Source organism: Paenarthrobacter sp. NPDC089714 (assembly GCF_044748905.1).
Lineage (GTDB): Bacteria > Actinomycetota > Actinomycetes > Actinomycetales > Micrococcaceae > Arthrobacter.
Window position 1 is genome coordinate 126,639 of the sequence record NZ_JBIVGX010000006.1, and the last position, 15,740, is coordinate 142,378.

Consider the following 15,740-nt stretch of genomic DNA (forward strand, 5'->3'; position numbering starts at 1 on the left):
GTGCGTGGTCAGGGGCTAGTTCCGCATGGCCCGGCGCGCGCTGTCCGTCCGTTGCGCCGCATTGCCGATCCACACTTCGGCCCCCAGGATGGTTGCCCCCTTGGGGCCCGCCAGCACGGGGTTGAACTCGATCAGGGCGATTCCCGGGTGGTCGTCCTTGAGTTTTGCCAACCGGGCCGCCACGTCTTCCAAGGCCGGGACGTCCACCGCCGGCAGGCCCTGGTATCCGAACAGCTTCCGGGATGCCCGGGGCGACCGGATGACGTCGTGCACGTCGGCTGCGGACAGGGGCGGAACCCGGTGCGCCCAATCGTCCAGGAGGTTCACGGCGTCCCCTGCCAGGCCGAAGGACACTACCGGCCCCAGCAGGGGGTCCTCCATGGCCCTGAAGGTGCAGGCCTGGCCTACTGGAGCCATGGCCTGTACTTCCAGCGACGAGGATCCATAAGGTTCCAGCGCCCGGCGCATTTGTTCGATGTTCTGGCGAAGCGATGCAGCGTCCTGGATGTCCAGGCGCACCCCGCCCAGGTCCAGCCGGTGCCTCAGCGCAGGGTCCGTGGTCTTCAGCACCACCGGCCATCCAATCGATTCGGCTGCCTTGACAGCCTCATCGGGCGTGCCGAAGCCGATCGCCGGCACCACCCCGATTCCGTAACCGGCCAGCAACGCCGCGGCAGCACCGGCGTCGAGCTTTCGCAGTTTCTCCCCTGTCACCCCGGACAGCATCGACGCCAACGCCGCCCTGGTGCCCTCGACGTCGCATCCGTCCGGTTCGACGAACAGACCCTGGTCGCGGTCGCGCCATTGCGCGTAACGGACGATCGCGGACAATGCGGCCACAGCGGACCCCGCATTGGAGTAGCACGGCAGTTGCGGCGTGCCGTCCTGCCCCACCATGCCCTCAACCTGCACGGAAGGATCCAGGATTCCCGTAAACGCAGCCACCACTGGTTTGCCGGCCTCCGCAGCACACTCGGCAAGGACTTCTGCGAGCGCCGCCACCGTCACCCCCCGCGCCGGCAGGAGCGCGGCAATGAGCGCCTGTACCGATTCGTCGGCGAGGATGTCCCGCAGGCTCCTCCGGAAAGCCGGCAGCGCAAGCGACATCCCGGCGTCGAGGTCAACGTCAGTGATGGTTCGCCTGACGTCGAGTCCGGCGGGGGCCGCGGCGTCCGCCACCACCGTGGCAAGAGCCACCGAATTGGCGAAGACCGCCACTCCGGGTCCGGCCGGGAGCGACTGTGTGGAGACGATCTGGGCGATGTCCATGAGCTGCTCTATGGTGTCCACGCGGATCACGCCGGCTTGGCGCATCATGGCATCCACGGCCGCCGCGGGCGCCTGGGTGGTCCGGACTTCGTGCCCGGGCGGAAGCCGGAGGCCGGTGACGTCGGACTTCGCGACGATCACGGGCTTGCTGCGGGACAACCTTCGGGCAAGACGCGAGAACTTGCGCGGGTTGCCAATGGATTCAAGGTAAAGCCCGACGGCGGAGGTGTCCGCGTCGTCTTCCCAGAACTGCATGGCATCATTGCCGGAGACGTCGGCCCGGTTGCCCGCCGAAAGGAACGAAGACAACCCGAGGCGGCGCCGGCTTGCGGCCGCATAGACTGCCACCCCCACTGCTGCGGACTGGCTGAAGAGGCCAAGCCCTCCCCTGGGCGGCATGGTGGGAGCCATGGAGGCATTGAGGGAAATGTCCGGGTGGGTGTTCAGGATGCCCAGCGACTCAGGCCCGATCACGCGCATGCCGTTGGCGCGGGCACGCCTGACCAGTTCGTGCTGGCGGGCGAGGCCCCGCTCGCCGTCGTCCGCGAAGCCCGCCGTGGCCACCACGAGTCCCTTGACGCCGGCGGCCGCGCACTCGTCCACCACTCCGGGGACTTCCTCGTAGGGAACCGCGATGATGGCGAGTTGCACCGGTCCTGGTATCTCCGAGAGGCGGGCGAAGGAGATCATGCCCGCCAGTTCGAACGCCTCCGGGTTGACGGCGTAGACGGGGCCCTTGAAGCCACCTTCGATCACGTGTTCGAGGAGTTGGTAGCCGACGGTTCCCCATTTGCGGCTGGCACCGATGACGGCGATGGACGACGGCGCCAGCAGGTCGCGCACGCTGCGCGCCTCTGCGCGGTGCTCGCGCGCCTCCATGACAGCCCGCGACTTCTCGGTGGGGTCTATATTGAATTCGACGCTGACGACGCCGTCGTCGAACTGGCGGGTGAGGTCGTAACCGGCGTCCGCGAAGACCATGAGCATTTTCCGGTTCTCCGGCAGGACTTCCGCGGTGAAGCGCCGGATGCCGTTTTCGCGGGCAGCAACGGCCAGGTGCTCCAGCAGGATGGAGCCAATGCCGCGGCCTTGATGGGCATCGGAGATGTTGAAGGCGACTTCCGCCTCGGCGGGGTCGTCCAGGCGGTCGTAGCGCCCGACGCCCACGATCTCGCCACCGATGGTGATGACGAACGCGACCCGGTTGACGTGGTCCACTTCGGTAAAGCGACGGACTTCCTTGCCGGAGAGCTTGGCCTTGAAGGAGAAGAACCGCATGTAGATGGAGGCTTGTGACTGGCCTGCGTGGAAGGCCTGCAGCGCGTCCGCGTCCTCCGGGCGGATGGGGCGAAGGTGGGCGGTCCCGCCGTCACGCAGGACGACATCGGCCTCCCAATATTCCGGATAAATGCCGACCCCGGGCTGATCCACCATAGGCTTAGCCTAGCTAAAACATCCGCAGTACAACTTTCAAGGATCCACCACACCCATGGCCCGCAGCCAAACTTCAGCACGCAAAGGCGAGCCCCTCGGCGATTTCACCGAGACGATCGTCGACATTGACGTCACTTCCGAGATGGAGGGCTCCTTCCTGGAGTACGCCTATTCGGTGATCTATTCGCGTGCCCTTCCCGACGCACGTGATGGCCTCAAGCCTGTCCAACGCCGCATCCTCTACATGATGGCCGATATGGGCCTCCGCCCCGACCGAGGCCACGTCAAGAGTGCCCGCGTGGTGGGCGAAGTGATGGGCAAGCTCCACCCGCATGGTGACGCCGCGATCTACGACGCCATGGTGCGCATGGCGCAGGATTTCTCCCTTCGCCTGCCGTTGATCGACGGCCACGGCAACTTCGGTTCGCTGGACGATGGTCCGGCCGCGCCCCGGTACACGGAGGCCCGGCTGGCCGCCGCAGCCCTGACCATGACCGACCACCTCGACGAAGACGTGGTGGACTTCGTTCCGAACTACGACAACCAGCTGACCCAACCCGAAGTCCTGCCGGCCGCGTTCCCCAACCTCCTGGTGAACGGAACCACGGGCATCGCCGTCGGCATGGCCACCAATATGGCTCCGCACAACCTGGTGGAAGTCATCGCGGCCGCACGCCATCTGATCGCCAACCCCGAGGCGACGCTGGATGACATCATGAGGTTCATTCCGGGGCCGGACCTGCCCACGGGTGGGCGGATCGTCGGCTTGGACGGCATCCGCGACGCGTACGCCGGAGGGCGCGGTTCCTTCAAGACCCGGGCCAAGGTGGAGGTGGAGCAGCTCACTGCCCGGCGCACCGGCCTGGTGGTCACGGAGCTTCCGTACATGGTTGGCCCGGAAAAGGTGATCGAGCGCATCAAGGATGCGGTCAACGCCAAGAAGCTGACCGGCATCAGCGATGTCGTGGACCTGACGGACCGCAACCACGGCCTGCGCCTGGTGATCGAACTGAAGAACGGCTTCAATCCCAACGCCGTCCTCCAGCAGCTCTACCGGTTCTCGCCGATGGAAGATTCCTTCGGCATCAACAACGTCACCCTGGTTGACGGCCAGCCGCAGACGCTTGGGCTCCTGCAGCTCCTGCAGGTGTACGTGGACCACCGCCTTGACGTGGTCCGCCGGCGGACGGCGTTCCGCTTGGGCAAGAAGAAGGACCGCCTCCACTTGGTGGAGGGCCTTTTGATCGCCATCGTGGACATTGACGAAGTCATCCAGATCATCCGGTCTTCCGATGAAGCTTCCGCGGCCCGCGAACGCCTGATGTCCATCTACGACCTCACCGAGATCCAGGCCAATTACATCCTGGAGCTCCGCCTTCGCCAGCTCACCAAGTACTCCCGCATCGAGCTGGAGAAAGAGCAGGACGAACTGCGCAGGGAAATCGAAGCCCTCGAGGCGATCCTGGGCAGCGACCAGTTGCTTCGTGAGCTGGTTTCCGGCGAGCTGGCCGAGATCGCGGAGAAGTACGGAACTCCGCGCCGGACAGTCCTGTTGGAATCCGAGGCTGTGTCTCCGACGGTCGCCGCCGCCCTGGCGTCTGCCGCTCCGGGCCCCAAGGGCAAGGCCGCCGCGCTTCCCTTGGAAATTCCGGACGACCCCTGCTGGGCGTTGCTCAGCATGTCCGGCCAGATCGCCCGGACCTCCAACCAGGAACCCCTCGCCGAATCGGGTCCGCGCGCAAAACACGATGTGTTCCGTTCGGTGGTCAAGACCACGGCCCGCGGCGAAATCGGCGCCGTGACCTCCACCGGCCGGATGCTCCGGCTCCAAGTGATGGACATGCCTGTGCTTCCGCCGGTGAGCGGTTTGCCCAACCTGGCCGGCGGTGTGCCGGCCAGGGAATTCATCACGCTGCTCAAGGGCGAGGCCCTGGTGGCCTTCGTCCCGCTGGATCAGATCCTGGCGATCGGCACCGTGCAGGGCGTGGTGAAGCGCGTCCAGCCCGACTATCCGTTGAACCGCGAGGACTGGGAGATCATCTCGCTCAAGGACAAGGACACCGTCCTCGCCGTGGAACCGGCGCAGGAGGACGACGTCGATCTCGTCTTCCTGACCAAGCAAGCCCAGTTGCTGCGGTTCAGTTCGTCCAACGTCCGGCCGCAGGGCCGCACGGCAGGGGGCATGGCGGGCATCAAGTTGGCAGCGGGAGACGAAGTGATCCACTTCGGTGCCGTGCGCCCGAACGATCCGGCCGCCGTCGTGGTCACCATCGCCGGAACCGTTGGCGCCTTGCCCGGAACGGCGCCGGGCACGGCGAAAGTGACGGCCTTCGACGAGTACCCGGCCAAGGGCCGCGCCACCGGCGGTGTCCGCGCCCACCGTTTCCTCAAGGGCGAAGACACGCTCCTGCTGGCGTGGGCGGGGCATGGCCCGGCCAAGGCGTCAACCAGCGCAGGCGTTGCCCGGGCCCTTCCGCATGAACACGGCCGAAGGGATGGGTCCGGCGTGCCGTTATCCCAACCGGTGGAGGCGATCGGTCCGAGCATGGCGTGGCCCGAAGCCGCTCCGGACGGCGCGTAGGCGAGGCAAAGGAAAGGCCGGCGGCCTCAGGAAGCCGCCGGCCCGTCCCGTTGGGCGTCAGCCGTTACGGCCCATCTGGTTCAGGCTGAGGATGTTTCCCTCGGTATCGAGGAACCAGGCCGCTGCGGTGCCATCGGGCATGGTGGCGATGCCATCCTCTGTCTTCAGCCCGGGGAAGTCGTAGTCTTCGAAAACCACGCCCTTTCCGCGGAGTTCGGCTACTGTGGCGGCAAGATCATCCACATTCCAGCCCATCTGGGTGTTCTTGGCTGTTCCGGCGTTCGGCGTTTCGTAGAGCAGGAACGCCGTTCCGCTGCCACAGCTGTACTGCAGGTTGTCGGCAGCATCCGGATTGTCGGGTTCAAGACCGAGTTTCTCGCTGTAGAACCCACGGGCCCTGGCCAGATCCTGTGCCGGCAGAACGGCAGCTACTTGCTGATCTTTGAGCATGATTCTCTCTTTCCGGCTCTCCTCCCGGAACGAACTCTACTCCTGCGCCGTCGCGAAGCAATCGGCAAACGGGACCTGTTTCACCGCCTGCGCAGTACAGGGCAAGGAGCCGCATAGACTGGCGGTATGCCGATCATTCCTGAGGACAAAGACTGGACGTGGGTGCTCGCCGAGCCCTGCCCCGAATGTGGATTCGATGCTTCGACGGTCACGCCGGCGACCGTACCCGGAAGCGTCCTGAGCATGCTTCCCCGGTGGCGTTCGGTCCTCAAGCGCGAAGATGCAACAACCCGGCCCAATGACCACACGTGGTCCCCCGTGGAATACGCGTGCCACGTCAGGGATGTCTTCGAGCTGTTCGGCCAACGCTTGAACCTGATGCTCACGCAGGAAAATGCAGCCTTCGACAACTGGGACCAGGACCAGGCAGCCATCGATGGCGACTACGGATCCTCCGACCCCAGCCAGGTCGCCGACGAACTGGTCACCGAAGGCGAACAGGTGGCTGAGTCGTTCGCACGCGTAGTCCAGGATGAATGGGAACGGACCGGCACGCGGAGCAACGGCTCGGCCTTCACGGTCCTGACATTTTCGCAGTACTTCCTGCACGACGTCGTCCATCATCTGCACGACGTCGACGGCTGAACGACAGCGCTACAACAACTTCTCCCACGTGATGCTCCGGTTTACCGGCGTGTAACCCATGCCCACGTACAAACCGAGCGCTCCCGTGGGATTCGCCGAGTCCACATCCAGCGAGGCCATGTCCATGCCGGCCGCCGCGAACCTGCGCATGGCATCGGCCAGCAGGGCCTGTGCGATCCCCCTGCCGCGGAATTCGCGCCGTACACCGAGCAGTTCCGTGTAGCCCTCCGTGAACCCGCGGTCAGCGGCGGCGTCTGGGTCGAAGCTGGCCAGCTGGTATCCCGCCACCGTCCCCGAGGCCGTATCGATCGCCACCGTGCTCCAGTCGTGCCGGGCCGTGGGCTCTTCCATGGTGAATCGCCATGATTCCCGGTCCCTCGGTTCACTGCCCCAGTGGTCCCTGAAAGCGTCGTTGTGTGCCAAACGGACCGGCTCGTGCAGCGAGGAGTCCAGGGTGCGCAGTTGAAGTCCCGGCGGGAGCGGCGCCAGGGGCACGGGAATCGACAGTGGACGGTGCATCTCATTGAACCAACGCACAGCCGCATACCCGCGCGACTCCAGCAGCACCGCCTGGTGCCGGTGCTGCTCCTCCGTCCGCACCCGGAGCCGGGGTGGTGACGCCAGGTGCCCTGACCCGGCGTCGGCGGTGAACCGTTCGATGGTCCGTGCTTCCTGCCAGGCAAGGACGGCCGAGCCGATCCCCCGGCGCTGCCAGCCAGGATCGACGCAGCCCATGCCAGAGGCCTTGTCCCCGTCCGGGTTCTTGATGATGCGGCCGTAGGCCCGGGCCACACCGTCGCCATCGAGGCCCAGAAGAGTGTTGGTCCGGGCGTCGTTGGTGGTTGACTCCAGGATGTGGACCAAGTCGCCGGACTTCTCGAACCACGCAGGATGCTCGACGGCGGCCGTCCGGGCGATCAGTGCGGCCCAGTTGTGTAGCTGGTCCACGGTGGCGGCTTGCCACCGCAGGCCCGTAGCCTCGGCTGTCGGTAGATCGTCGCGCGGCGGAACGTCATGAGGTTGCTCTACGGCCATGCCAACAGGCTACTGAGCAGTGCGGCGACTCACCAGTTCAGCTGCGACCCGGGACTTTCCCTGCAGCTCCAACCGGGCGTCCGTGGCATCGATGTCCGCTGGATTGTGCGTCACCAGCACTACGGTCACATCCCGGAGTCCGCGCCGAAGGGTCGCCATCATGTCGCGGGCGGAGGCGGCGTCCAGGTGGGCAGTCGGTTCATCGAGCAGCAGGACCTGCGCCCCGGTCAGGAGCGTCCTGGCCATGGCAAGCCGCTGCCGTTCACCCCCGCTGAGGAATGCCCCGCCGGGGCCGATCCTGGTATCGAGTCCTTCCGGCAAGCCGCCAACCAACGAATCCAACCCCACGTCCGCGAGGGCCTTGTACATCTCCGCTTCGCCCGGCTTGTCTCCCGAGGGCCTGGACAGGAGGAGATTGCCGCGGATCGTGGAGTCGAAGAGGTGTGCTTCCTGGGGACACCACGCGGCGCTCCCGGTTAGCCGGACAATCCCCGAGGACGGTTGGAGGAAACCGAGCAGAACCGACAACAATGTGGACTTGCCCGACCCCGACGGTCCGGTGACGGCGAGCCACTGTCCGGGCGCAGCCTCAGCGGAAAGCGCGGAGAAGACCTCAGGGCCGCCCGGCCATGCTGCGGAGACGTCCATCAGCTCGAGTCCCGGGCCGCCGTCCCGGTCGCGCAGCGGGTGGATGCCGCCGTCGTCGTTCGGTCCCTCAACGGTGGAGTCCAGCGCTCCCGCGCCGGCCACACGGCGCAGGACGGCTGCGAGCGCAGGGGCTTGGCGGACGGCAGGCACCACTCCGGCGTATGGTTCCACCAAGGCGAGCTGCATGAGGACGATCACGGCCACCAGGGCGGGGCTGACAGTGCCGTCCATGGATGGCGCTGCGCCCAGGAGTCCGGCCCATAGGGCAGCCACTGAGCAGGCCAGGACGATGACGGCCTGGCCCAGCCCTTCGGCCCACGCGGATCGCTGTGCTGCGAGGGTGGCTTCGCGGTCTTGCTCCTTGAGCGCCTCCAGGACAGGTTCGGCCACACCGTTGGCTGAGAGTTCGGCGCGCGCGTCCAGGGCCGCCGCGGTTCCGCGCAGGACGCCCGCGTGGAGTTTCTGCTCGGCCGTCGCGGCGTTCCGGTCGGCGAACAGTGCCAGCAAGGGAGCCGCCACCAGTCCGAGTACGGCAGCCACGAGCGTTGCCGGCAGCGCGGCGGGAAGCACCAACGCAGTGGCAATGATGGAGCCTGCCGCAACGCCCACGGCTGCCAGGGGCGGAAGCACCACCCGGGGCAGGAGGTCACGGAGGGTGTCGATGTCATCCACCACCGAGCCCAGCACGTTTCCGCCCTGCAGCAATCTGCGAAGGGCCAGCGCACGGCGGCTCAACGCCGCCCACAAGGAGCCACGCAAACGGCTCATCGCCGCGAACACGGCGTCGTGGGTCAGCAGCCCTTCGGTGTACCGGAGCACGGCCCGGCCAATGCCGAAGAAACGGACCCCTACGATCGCGCCCAGCAAGTAGAGGATGGGAGGTTGTTCGCTCGCCCGGATGATGAGCCATCCGGACAATCCGGATAACGCCACCGCGAAGAGGGCGGCAAGTACGCCCACCACGGCGGCTCCGGCGAATTTCCAGCGGACCGGCCTCAGGACTGCGCCCAAGGATGCAGGAAGCGCCCTCCGACCGGTAACGGGAACACCGTTGCCATCTTGAACGGTGACGCCCGCCCCCGGGTCCCCTGTACCGCGGGCAGTCAGGAGGGGTTCCGGCAACTGGGCCGCTGGTTCGCCGGCCCGCCCCAGGAAGACGGTGTGGTCCGCGAGCCGTCGCGTCGCGGCGTCATGGGCCACCAGGATCACCGTGGCACGGCTGCGCAGGGACCCGATGACGGATCGCACCACGGCTGCTGACTGTTGGTCCAGGTGGGCCGTTGGTTCGTCCAGGAGCAGCAACGTGGCTCCTGACTCAAGGCGTGCGAGCCCACGTGCCAAGGCAACCCGACGCAGCTCTCCCGGGCTCAGTTCCGCTGGATGTTTCCCTGCCAAGTGTCCTGCCGCGGCCTTCTCCAGCAACCGGGCTGCAAGCGCGGGATCCTGCGATGCTTCGCCGAGATAGAGCAGGATTTCGTCCTGCACGGTTGCGCTCGCCATGACCGGATGCTGTGGAACCCAGGCAACCGTCCCGGCGCCCGCAACGGTGCCGGCCACGGATGCTTCGGCTCCGTTGCCCACCAGGCCGGCCAGGACGGCCAGGACAGTCGTCTTGCCGGCACCGCTTGGACCGTCCAAGGCAGTAACCCGCCCGGCGGGTGCGGTGAACGTCAGAGGCCCGACGGCGGGTCCCGGCCTTCCCGCATAGCCCACCACCAGATCGGTAACCACGACGTCGGCTGGCCCGGACGTACCGGGACCGTCACTCGTGACCGGGGTGCTGGCGGGTGCGGCCAGCACGGCGTTGGCGGTTTCGAGGGCCTCCCGGCCGTCGTCGCTGGCGTGGTGGGCGGTACCGAGCTCGCGCAGTGGCAGGTAGCAGTCGGGTGCCAGGATCAGTGCCAGGAGTCCTGCTTCGAGGGCCATGTCCCCACCCACCAGCCGCACGCCGATGAACACTGCCACCACCGCCACGGAGATCGTGGCGATGAGTTCAAGGGCCAGGGCCGACAGGAACGCGGTACGCAGTGTGGCCATGGTCCGGGACCGGTACTGCTCGGAGATATCCTCCAGGGCAGCGCGCTGGTCGCCTGCCCTTCCCAGGCCCACCAGGACAGGCAGGCCCTTGGCCAATTCCAGGATGTGGCCGGACAGGGTGCGCAGCGTGGTTTGGGCCTCGCGGACCTTGTCCTCGGTGTGCCGCCCAATGAGGACCATGAAGAGCGGCACCAACGGGACCGTCAGGACGATGACCACGGCGCTGACCCAGTCCGCCCAGAGAATCCTGGCACCCACCAGCAGGGGTATGGTCGCACAGTTGACCAAGGCAGGGAGGTACTGCGTGTAGTAGTCGTCCAGGGCGTCCAGGCCCCGGGTAGCAAGAATGGCCAGTCCGCCATCGTTGACCCTGGCACCGGTGGAGGCTCCGCCGTCGGTCAATGCTTTGCGCAGGAGTTGCGCGCGCAGTTCCTCTTTGACGCCCAGGGCGGCACGCCGGGACGCGATTCCTTGGCCCCATACGGCGAAGGACCTGAGCACCGCACCCACGGCACCCCACACCAGTCCGCCATGCCAGTCCGAATCACCTCCTGCAAGGCCCGCGAGCATCCCGGCCACGGCCTGGGCCATCAGGACCAGGGCCAGTGCCTTGAGTGCAGACAGGACGCCTGTTCCGTAGAGCGCGGCGCGGGTTGCAGGACCGGAGGGGAACACGGGCTTCATGGAGGGCTAGGCTCCTGGGCTGGAGGCGTTGCCGGGCTGCTGCCGATCCTGCTGGGGAGCCGCGTTCAGCAGCACCTTGGAGGCGATGGCAGGCAGGAAGCCGTGGGCCTCGGGAATGTGCGACGAGCTGACCCGCCTCCGGAAGACCCAGTACGTCCAAGCCTGGTAAGCGATGACCAGCGGGAGGCCCACCGCAGCCACGACGCTCATCAGGCCCAAGGTGTAGTCCGAGGATGAGGCGTTGGAGATGGTCAGGTTGAAAGCGGGATCAAGGGTGGATGGGATGACCACGGGGAACGCTGCCCCAAAGATCGAGGCAGTTGCGCACACAACGAACGCCCCGGTGGCCCCAAACGCCCGTCCCTCGGCACCCTTCCGGGCCCACAACCATGCCAGGACCACGGCCACCACTCCGGCGACCACCAGCACCCAGGTCCATGGCTTCCCGCTCAGGAACTGCACGGCAACCATCCACCCGAGCAGCGGCAATGCGGCCACGGCGACCAAACGCACGAACCAGCGGCGCGCCCGGTGCCGCACTTCGCCGTCGGTCTTCAAGGCGAGGAAAGCCAAGGCATGGACCAAGGCGAACGCCACCACAGCGAGGCCGCCCAGCAGCGCGTACCCGCTGAACCAGGCCAGCGGACCTCCAGTGCGGTCGCCGTTGGCGTCGATGGGCAGGCCCGTGGTGGTCAGTGCCAGCGCGGCGCCGATCCCGAAGGCGGCCACGAAGGAACCCAAAGCGATGGCCCAGTCCCACCCGTTGCGCCAGCGTTCGGTGTCCACCTTGCCGCGGTATTCGAAAGCCACCGCCCTGAAGATGAGGGCCACCAGGACCAGCAGCAGGGGCAGGTAAAGCGTGGAAAACAGGGACGCGTACCAGAGGGGGAACGCAGCGAAGGTCGCTCCGGCCGCTGTGAGCAGCCACACCTCGTTACCGTCCCATACGGGTCCGATGGTGTTCAACAGCACGCGCCGGTCCGTGTTGTTCCGGGCAAAGAGCTTCATGAGCATCCCGACGCCCAGATCGAACCCTTCGAGGAAGAGATAGCCGGTCCACAACACAGCGATGGCCACGAACCAGATAGTTGGCAACAGTTCCATTGGTGGTTTCCTCTGTCTCTAGTAGGCGAAGGCCAGCACGTCGTCGCCCTTGTCCGGGGCGGAAGAGTCATGGTCGTCGCCGTCGTCCTTGCTGTGGGCCAGTTCCGGCATGGCCGAAGCGACACCGCCGCGGACGTACTTGACCAGCAGCCTGACCTCCACCACCAGGAGCACAGCGTAAATGGCAGTCAGGACCACCAACGAACCCATGATTTCGCCGGCGCTCACGCCCGGGGAGACGGCGGCGGCCGTGAACATGAACACCTGGTCGATGCCGTTCATGTCCGGGTTCGGTGCCACCACGAAGGGTTGGCGGCCCATTTCGGTGAAGATCCACCCGGCCGCATTGGCACCAAACGGGGCAAGGATGCCAAACACAGCCAGGCGCATGAGCCACCGGGACTCGGGTACAACTCCGTTGCGGGTCACCCAGAGGGCAAGAAGGGCTGCCAGCGCGGCGATGCCGCCGAATCCGATCATCATCCGGAAGCCCCAGTAGGTCACTTCCATGACAGGCACATACTGGATCTCCTGGCCTGCACGGTCACCGTACAACGGGTTGTCCGGCAGGTGGGTGCCGTACTTCTCCTTGTATTCGCCCAGGAGGCTGTTGACGCCCTTCACCTCGGTGGTGAAGTCACCCTTGGCGAGGAAGGAGAGGATTCCGGGAACCTCGATCACCGCCACAATGTCGTCACAGTTCTTGGCCCCGAGGTTGCCCACACTCAGGACGGAGAAACCGGTCCCGTCGTGGCACGCGGCTTCAGCCGCGGCCATCTTCATGGGCTGCTGCTCGAACATGAGCTTCCCTTGCAGGTCGCCGGTGATGGCTGTACCGGCAAAGGAGATCATGGCCACTACTGCGCCGATCCGGAGGGAGCGCATCCACACGGTGTAGTCGGTCCTGTCGCGGCCGGGGATGGCAGCCTCGCCCGGTACCAGCTTGCCGTCCTTGCCCACCACGTCAATGCCGTCGTGCCGCCTCCGCCACAGGTGGTACCAGGCGATGCCCAGCAGGAAGGCCCCCGCCACGCCCAGCGCCCCGAAGAGCGTGTGTGGAACGGCTACCAAGGCCGTGTTGTTGGTGAACACCGCCCACGCGTCCGTCATGACGGGCCGGCCATCCACCATTTCCACTCCGACGGGGTGCTGCATCCAGGAGTTGGCGACAATGATGAAGTAGGCAGAGAAGATGGAGCCGATCACGGCGATCCACAGGCACGCCAGGTGCACGCCACGCTTGAGCTGCTTCCAGCCGAAGATCCACAGCCCCAGGAACGTGGACTCCACGAAGAAGGCCAGCAGTGCTTCCAGGGCCAAGGGGGCGCCGAAGACGTCACCGACGAAACGGCTGTACTCACTCCAGGCCATGCCGAACTGGAATTCCTGCACAATACCGGTGGCCACGCCCATGATGAAGTTGATGAGGAAGAGCTTTCCCCAGAACTTGGTCATCCTCAGGTACTCCACTTTTCCCGTGCGGTACCAGAGGGTCTGGATGATGGCCACCACCAGGCCAAGTCCGATGGTGAGGGGAACCATCATGAAGTGGTAGACGGTGGTGATACCGAATTGCCAACGTGCAATTTCCAAGGCGTCCATGGCTGTCCTTTGTCCGGCGGCCCATAGCGGGTGGCTTAGTTCTACGTTGCGTAGAAAACTAATCTTCTACACAGTGTAGAACAGATGCGGCAAGCTCAGTCCAATTCTTCAAGTGGCGTTACACACCCGCAAGGGGGCAGCCCGACGCCGCATCCGGCGACTGCCGGGAGGCGCGGCGCGCCGACAGTTCTACTTCGCGTAGAATGGAGGCCTGAAAAGCGGTAGATTTATCGTGGAATGTTGGATCGTCGCGGTTTGCCAGAAGGATGGCGGGACGCGGAAGGTAGGGACGTATAGATGGCGAGTCTTGGGGAACTGGAACGGGCAGTGATGGATCTGCTCTGGGCGGGACAAGAAGCCGCAACCGCCAACACGCTGCGTGACTTGCTGGCCCAGGACTCCGAAGCGGGGGATGGCTCCGCCGGACACCAGGGCAAGGACCTTGCCGTGACCACGGTCCTGACCGTGCTGTCCCGCCTCGAAAAGAAGGGCCTCGTGGAACGCGAACGCGGCACGCGTCCGCACCGCTACCAGGCTGTTTCCAGCCGGGCGGACCACACAGCCGAACTCATGCACGAGGTCCTCGGCTCAGCACCGGACCGGGAAGCCGTCCTGGCCCGCTTCATTGGCTCCGTTTCAGAAAGTGAAGCCGCGACACTGCGCAAATTGCTCGGCTACAATTAGCCACTATGTTCTGGACCTCATATCTCCTGGCGGTCCTGGCATTGATTTTGGCATGGCCTGTGCCTGTCCTTCTCTCCCGGGCACAGTGGCCGGCGCGCTCCCCGTTCACCGCCATGGTGCTCTGGCAGGCGATAGCCCTTGCCGGTGGATTGTCGATGATCGGCGCCATGCTGGTCTACGGACTGGAGCCCATCGGCGACACCCTGATCGCCGGGTTGAAGGGCCTGGCGGGGATGGTCTTCAACAACGAACCAACCACAGCGTTGGGGTTCTGGCACCTCTTTGCGCTCTCGGCGGCCGCCCTGCTGACGGCCCACTTGGTCTTCACGCTGTTGCTGACCTACTACAAGATCGAACGGCAGCGGCGCAGGCACCGTGAATTGCTCGCCCTGCTCGCTTCTCCCTCCGCCGATGGCCCCGGGACTGTAGTCATCAACCACGACTCCCCCGTGGCTTATTGCCTCCCGGGCGGAGCCCGCTCGGTGACAGTCCTCTCCGATGGCCTGATGGCGGCTCTGGAACCGGCGGAACTCAGGGCGGTCCTCATCCACGAAAACGCCCACCTCTCCCAACGGCACGACCTCCTCCTCTGGGCCTTTGCAGCCTGGCGGCAGGCGTTGCCCTGGTTTCCCACCACCAGGCTGGCGCAGACCGCGGTGAATTCGCTGATCGAAATGCTCGCCGACGACGTCGCCCTGCGGACCGAAAGCAAGGGCACGCTCATCAAGGCCATCGCAATAGTCTCCAGCGGCTCGGCGTCGCCTGGCACCCTTTCGGCCGGCTCACTGGCGGGAGGCAGCGGAATCATTGAGGGCGGATCCGTCAGCGCCACCGGCGGGGCCGACTCCCCACGCACGACGGCGTCACGCGTCAGCCGCCTGCTCTCGCCTCAGCCACCACTCGCCAAGGGATTGCGAACGCTGGTTTTGGTGACCTCGGCGCTGTTGCTCGCGGTCCCCACAGCGCTGCTGATTGTTCCGGGATTGCTCGGCTGACCCCGGGCTTCCTGCCCCGGGAGCGGCTACGTCAGGGTAGCCTCATAGACCAGTTCGGCAAAGCCATCCAAGTCCGCAGAGCACTGTGCCAAGCGATCGGCGGCCTCCGAGGCCTGCGGCAAACGCAAGACATCCCGTGACTTCAACTCCCGGAACCATCGACGCAGGCGCTCCAGGCTCTGCTCTTCTTCGTCGAGTTCTGCGAGGGTGAACTTCTTGCGTGAGATCTCCTTGGCGATCTCCTGCTCGAATTTGCCGCAGTCAGCCGCAAACTCAGCCCATTCGTCGGCCCGCGCCGCCACGAACGCGTCGCGGAAGGCGGAAACTCCGTCTCCTCGCGGAACAGCATCCACAACTGTCCACGTACCTGATCCCTTGTCAACGAGCTGCTGGACCCGGCCGAGTCCTTCCTCGAACGCGGGATGTGCGGGCAGGACCCAGGTTCCTGGCGACAGCGGCACTGCCCCGGTCTTCCGCAGCTCCCTCCACACGGCCACCCGATGCCGCGAGGGCTGGGCCGGAACCTGCACTAAAAGCAGGAGCCATGCAATGTCCTTCTCAATCACATCATT

11 protein-coding genes are annotated in these 15,740 nt (G+C 65.8%); 4 read left to right on the forward strand and 7 right to left on the reverse strand.

The genetic code is table 11. From position 1 onward, the window contains the following. Window positions 1-15: 15 nt before the first annotated feature. The gene (locus tag ACIPY3_RS12725; protein ID WP_400334556.1) at window positions 16-2,703 is read right to left on the reverse strand and encodes a GNAT family N-acetyltransferase; all 2,688 of its coding nucleotides are present in this window, start codon (window positions 2,701-2,703) and stop codon (window positions 16-18) included. A 55-nt stretch (window positions 2,704-2,758) separates the two neighbouring features. Between ACIPY3_RS12725 and ACIPY3_RS12730 the strand changes: the two genes are divergently transcribed. After that, window positions 2,759-5,284: a DNA topoisomerase (ATP-hydrolyzing) subunit A gene (locus ACIPY3_RS12730; RefSeq protein ID WP_400334558.1), complete on the forward strand. Its 2,526-nt coding sequence runs from the start codon at window positions 2,759-2,761 to the stop codon at window positions 5,282-5,284. A gap of 57 nt (window positions 5,285-5,341) precedes the next feature. Here the strand turns inward: ACIPY3_RS12730 and ACIPY3_RS12735 are convergent, their stop codons facing one another. Next, the gene (locus ACIPY3_RS12735) at window positions 5,342-5,734 is read right to left on the reverse strand and encodes a VOC family protein (protein WP_400334560.1); all 393 of its coding nucleotides are present in this window, start codon (window positions 5,732-5,734) and stop codon (window positions 5,342-5,344) included. 126 nt (window positions 5,735-5,860) lie between these two features. Here ACIPY3_RS12735 and ACIPY3_RS12740 point away from each other — a divergent pair, with 126 nt between their 5' ends. Then, a complete protein-coding gene (locus ACIPY3_RS12740; RefSeq protein WP_400334562.1) occupies window positions 5,861-6,379 on the forward strand; it encodes a DinB family protein in 519 nt (172 codons plus the stop codon). 9 nt (window positions 6,380-6,388) lie between these two features. Here ACIPY3_RS12740 and ACIPY3_RS12745 read toward each other — a convergent pair whose 3' ends face one another. Genes ACIPY3_RS12745 through ACIPY3_RS12760 form a run of 4 tightly spaced genes read right to left on the reverse strand, consistent with a single transcriptional unit; the run spans window position 6,389 to window position 13,489 of the window. Further along, window positions 6,389-7,414: a GNAT family N-acetyltransferase gene (locus tag ACIPY3_RS12745; protein WP_400334564.1), complete on the reverse strand. Its 1,026-nt coding sequence runs from the start codon at window positions 7,412-7,414 to the stop codon at window positions 6,389-6,391. A 9-nt stretch (window positions 7,415-7,423) separates the two neighbouring features. Continuing rightward, complete coding sequence (gene cydD, locus ACIPY3_RS12750; RefSeq protein ID WP_400334566.1) at window positions 7,424-10,783, reverse strand: thiol reductant ABC exporter subunit CydD; 3,360 nt, start codon at window positions 10,781-10,783, stop codon at window positions 7,424-7,426. A 6-nt stretch (window positions 10,784-10,789) separates the two neighbouring features. Then, a complete protein-coding gene (cydB, locus tag ACIPY3_RS12755; RefSeq protein ID WP_400334568.1) occupies window positions 10,790-11,887 on the reverse strand; it encodes a cytochrome d ubiquinol oxidase subunit II in 1,098 nt (365 codons plus the stop codon). Window positions 11,888-11,905: 18 nt separating this feature from the next. Further along, a complete protein-coding gene (locus tag ACIPY3_RS12760; protein WP_400334570.1) occupies window positions 11,906-13,489 on the reverse strand; it encodes a cytochrome ubiquinol oxidase subunit I in 1,584 nt (527 codons plus the stop codon). A 297-nt stretch (window positions 13,490-13,786) separates the two neighbouring features. Between ACIPY3_RS12760 and ACIPY3_RS12765 the strand changes: the two genes are divergently transcribed. Both ACIPY3_RS12765 and ACIPY3_RS12770 read left to right on the forward strand, forming a co-directional pair. Further along, window positions 13,787-14,173 (forward strand): BlaI/MecI/CopY family transcriptional regulator, encoded by a 387-nt coding sequence (locus tag ACIPY3_RS12765; protein ID WP_397322825.1) that lies wholly within the window; start codon window positions 13,787-13,789, stop codon window positions 14,171-14,173. A 5-nt stretch (window positions 14,174-14,178) separates the two neighbouring features. After that, entirely contained in the window at window positions 14,179-15,168 is a 990-nt protein-coding gene (locus tag ACIPY3_RS12770) for a M56 family metallopeptidase (RefSeq protein WP_400334571.1), read from the forward strand. Window positions 15,169-15,194: 26 nt separating this feature from the next. Here the strand turns inward: ACIPY3_RS12770 and ACIPY3_RS12775 are convergent, their stop codons facing one another. Beyond that, window positions 15,195-15,734, reverse strand: a complete 540-nt coding sequence (locus tag ACIPY3_RS12775) for a Chromate resistance protein ChrB (RefSeq protein WP_400334574.1) — start codon at window positions 15,732-15,734, stop codon at window positions 15,195-15,197. Window positions 15,735-15,740 lie beyond the last annotated feature (6 nt).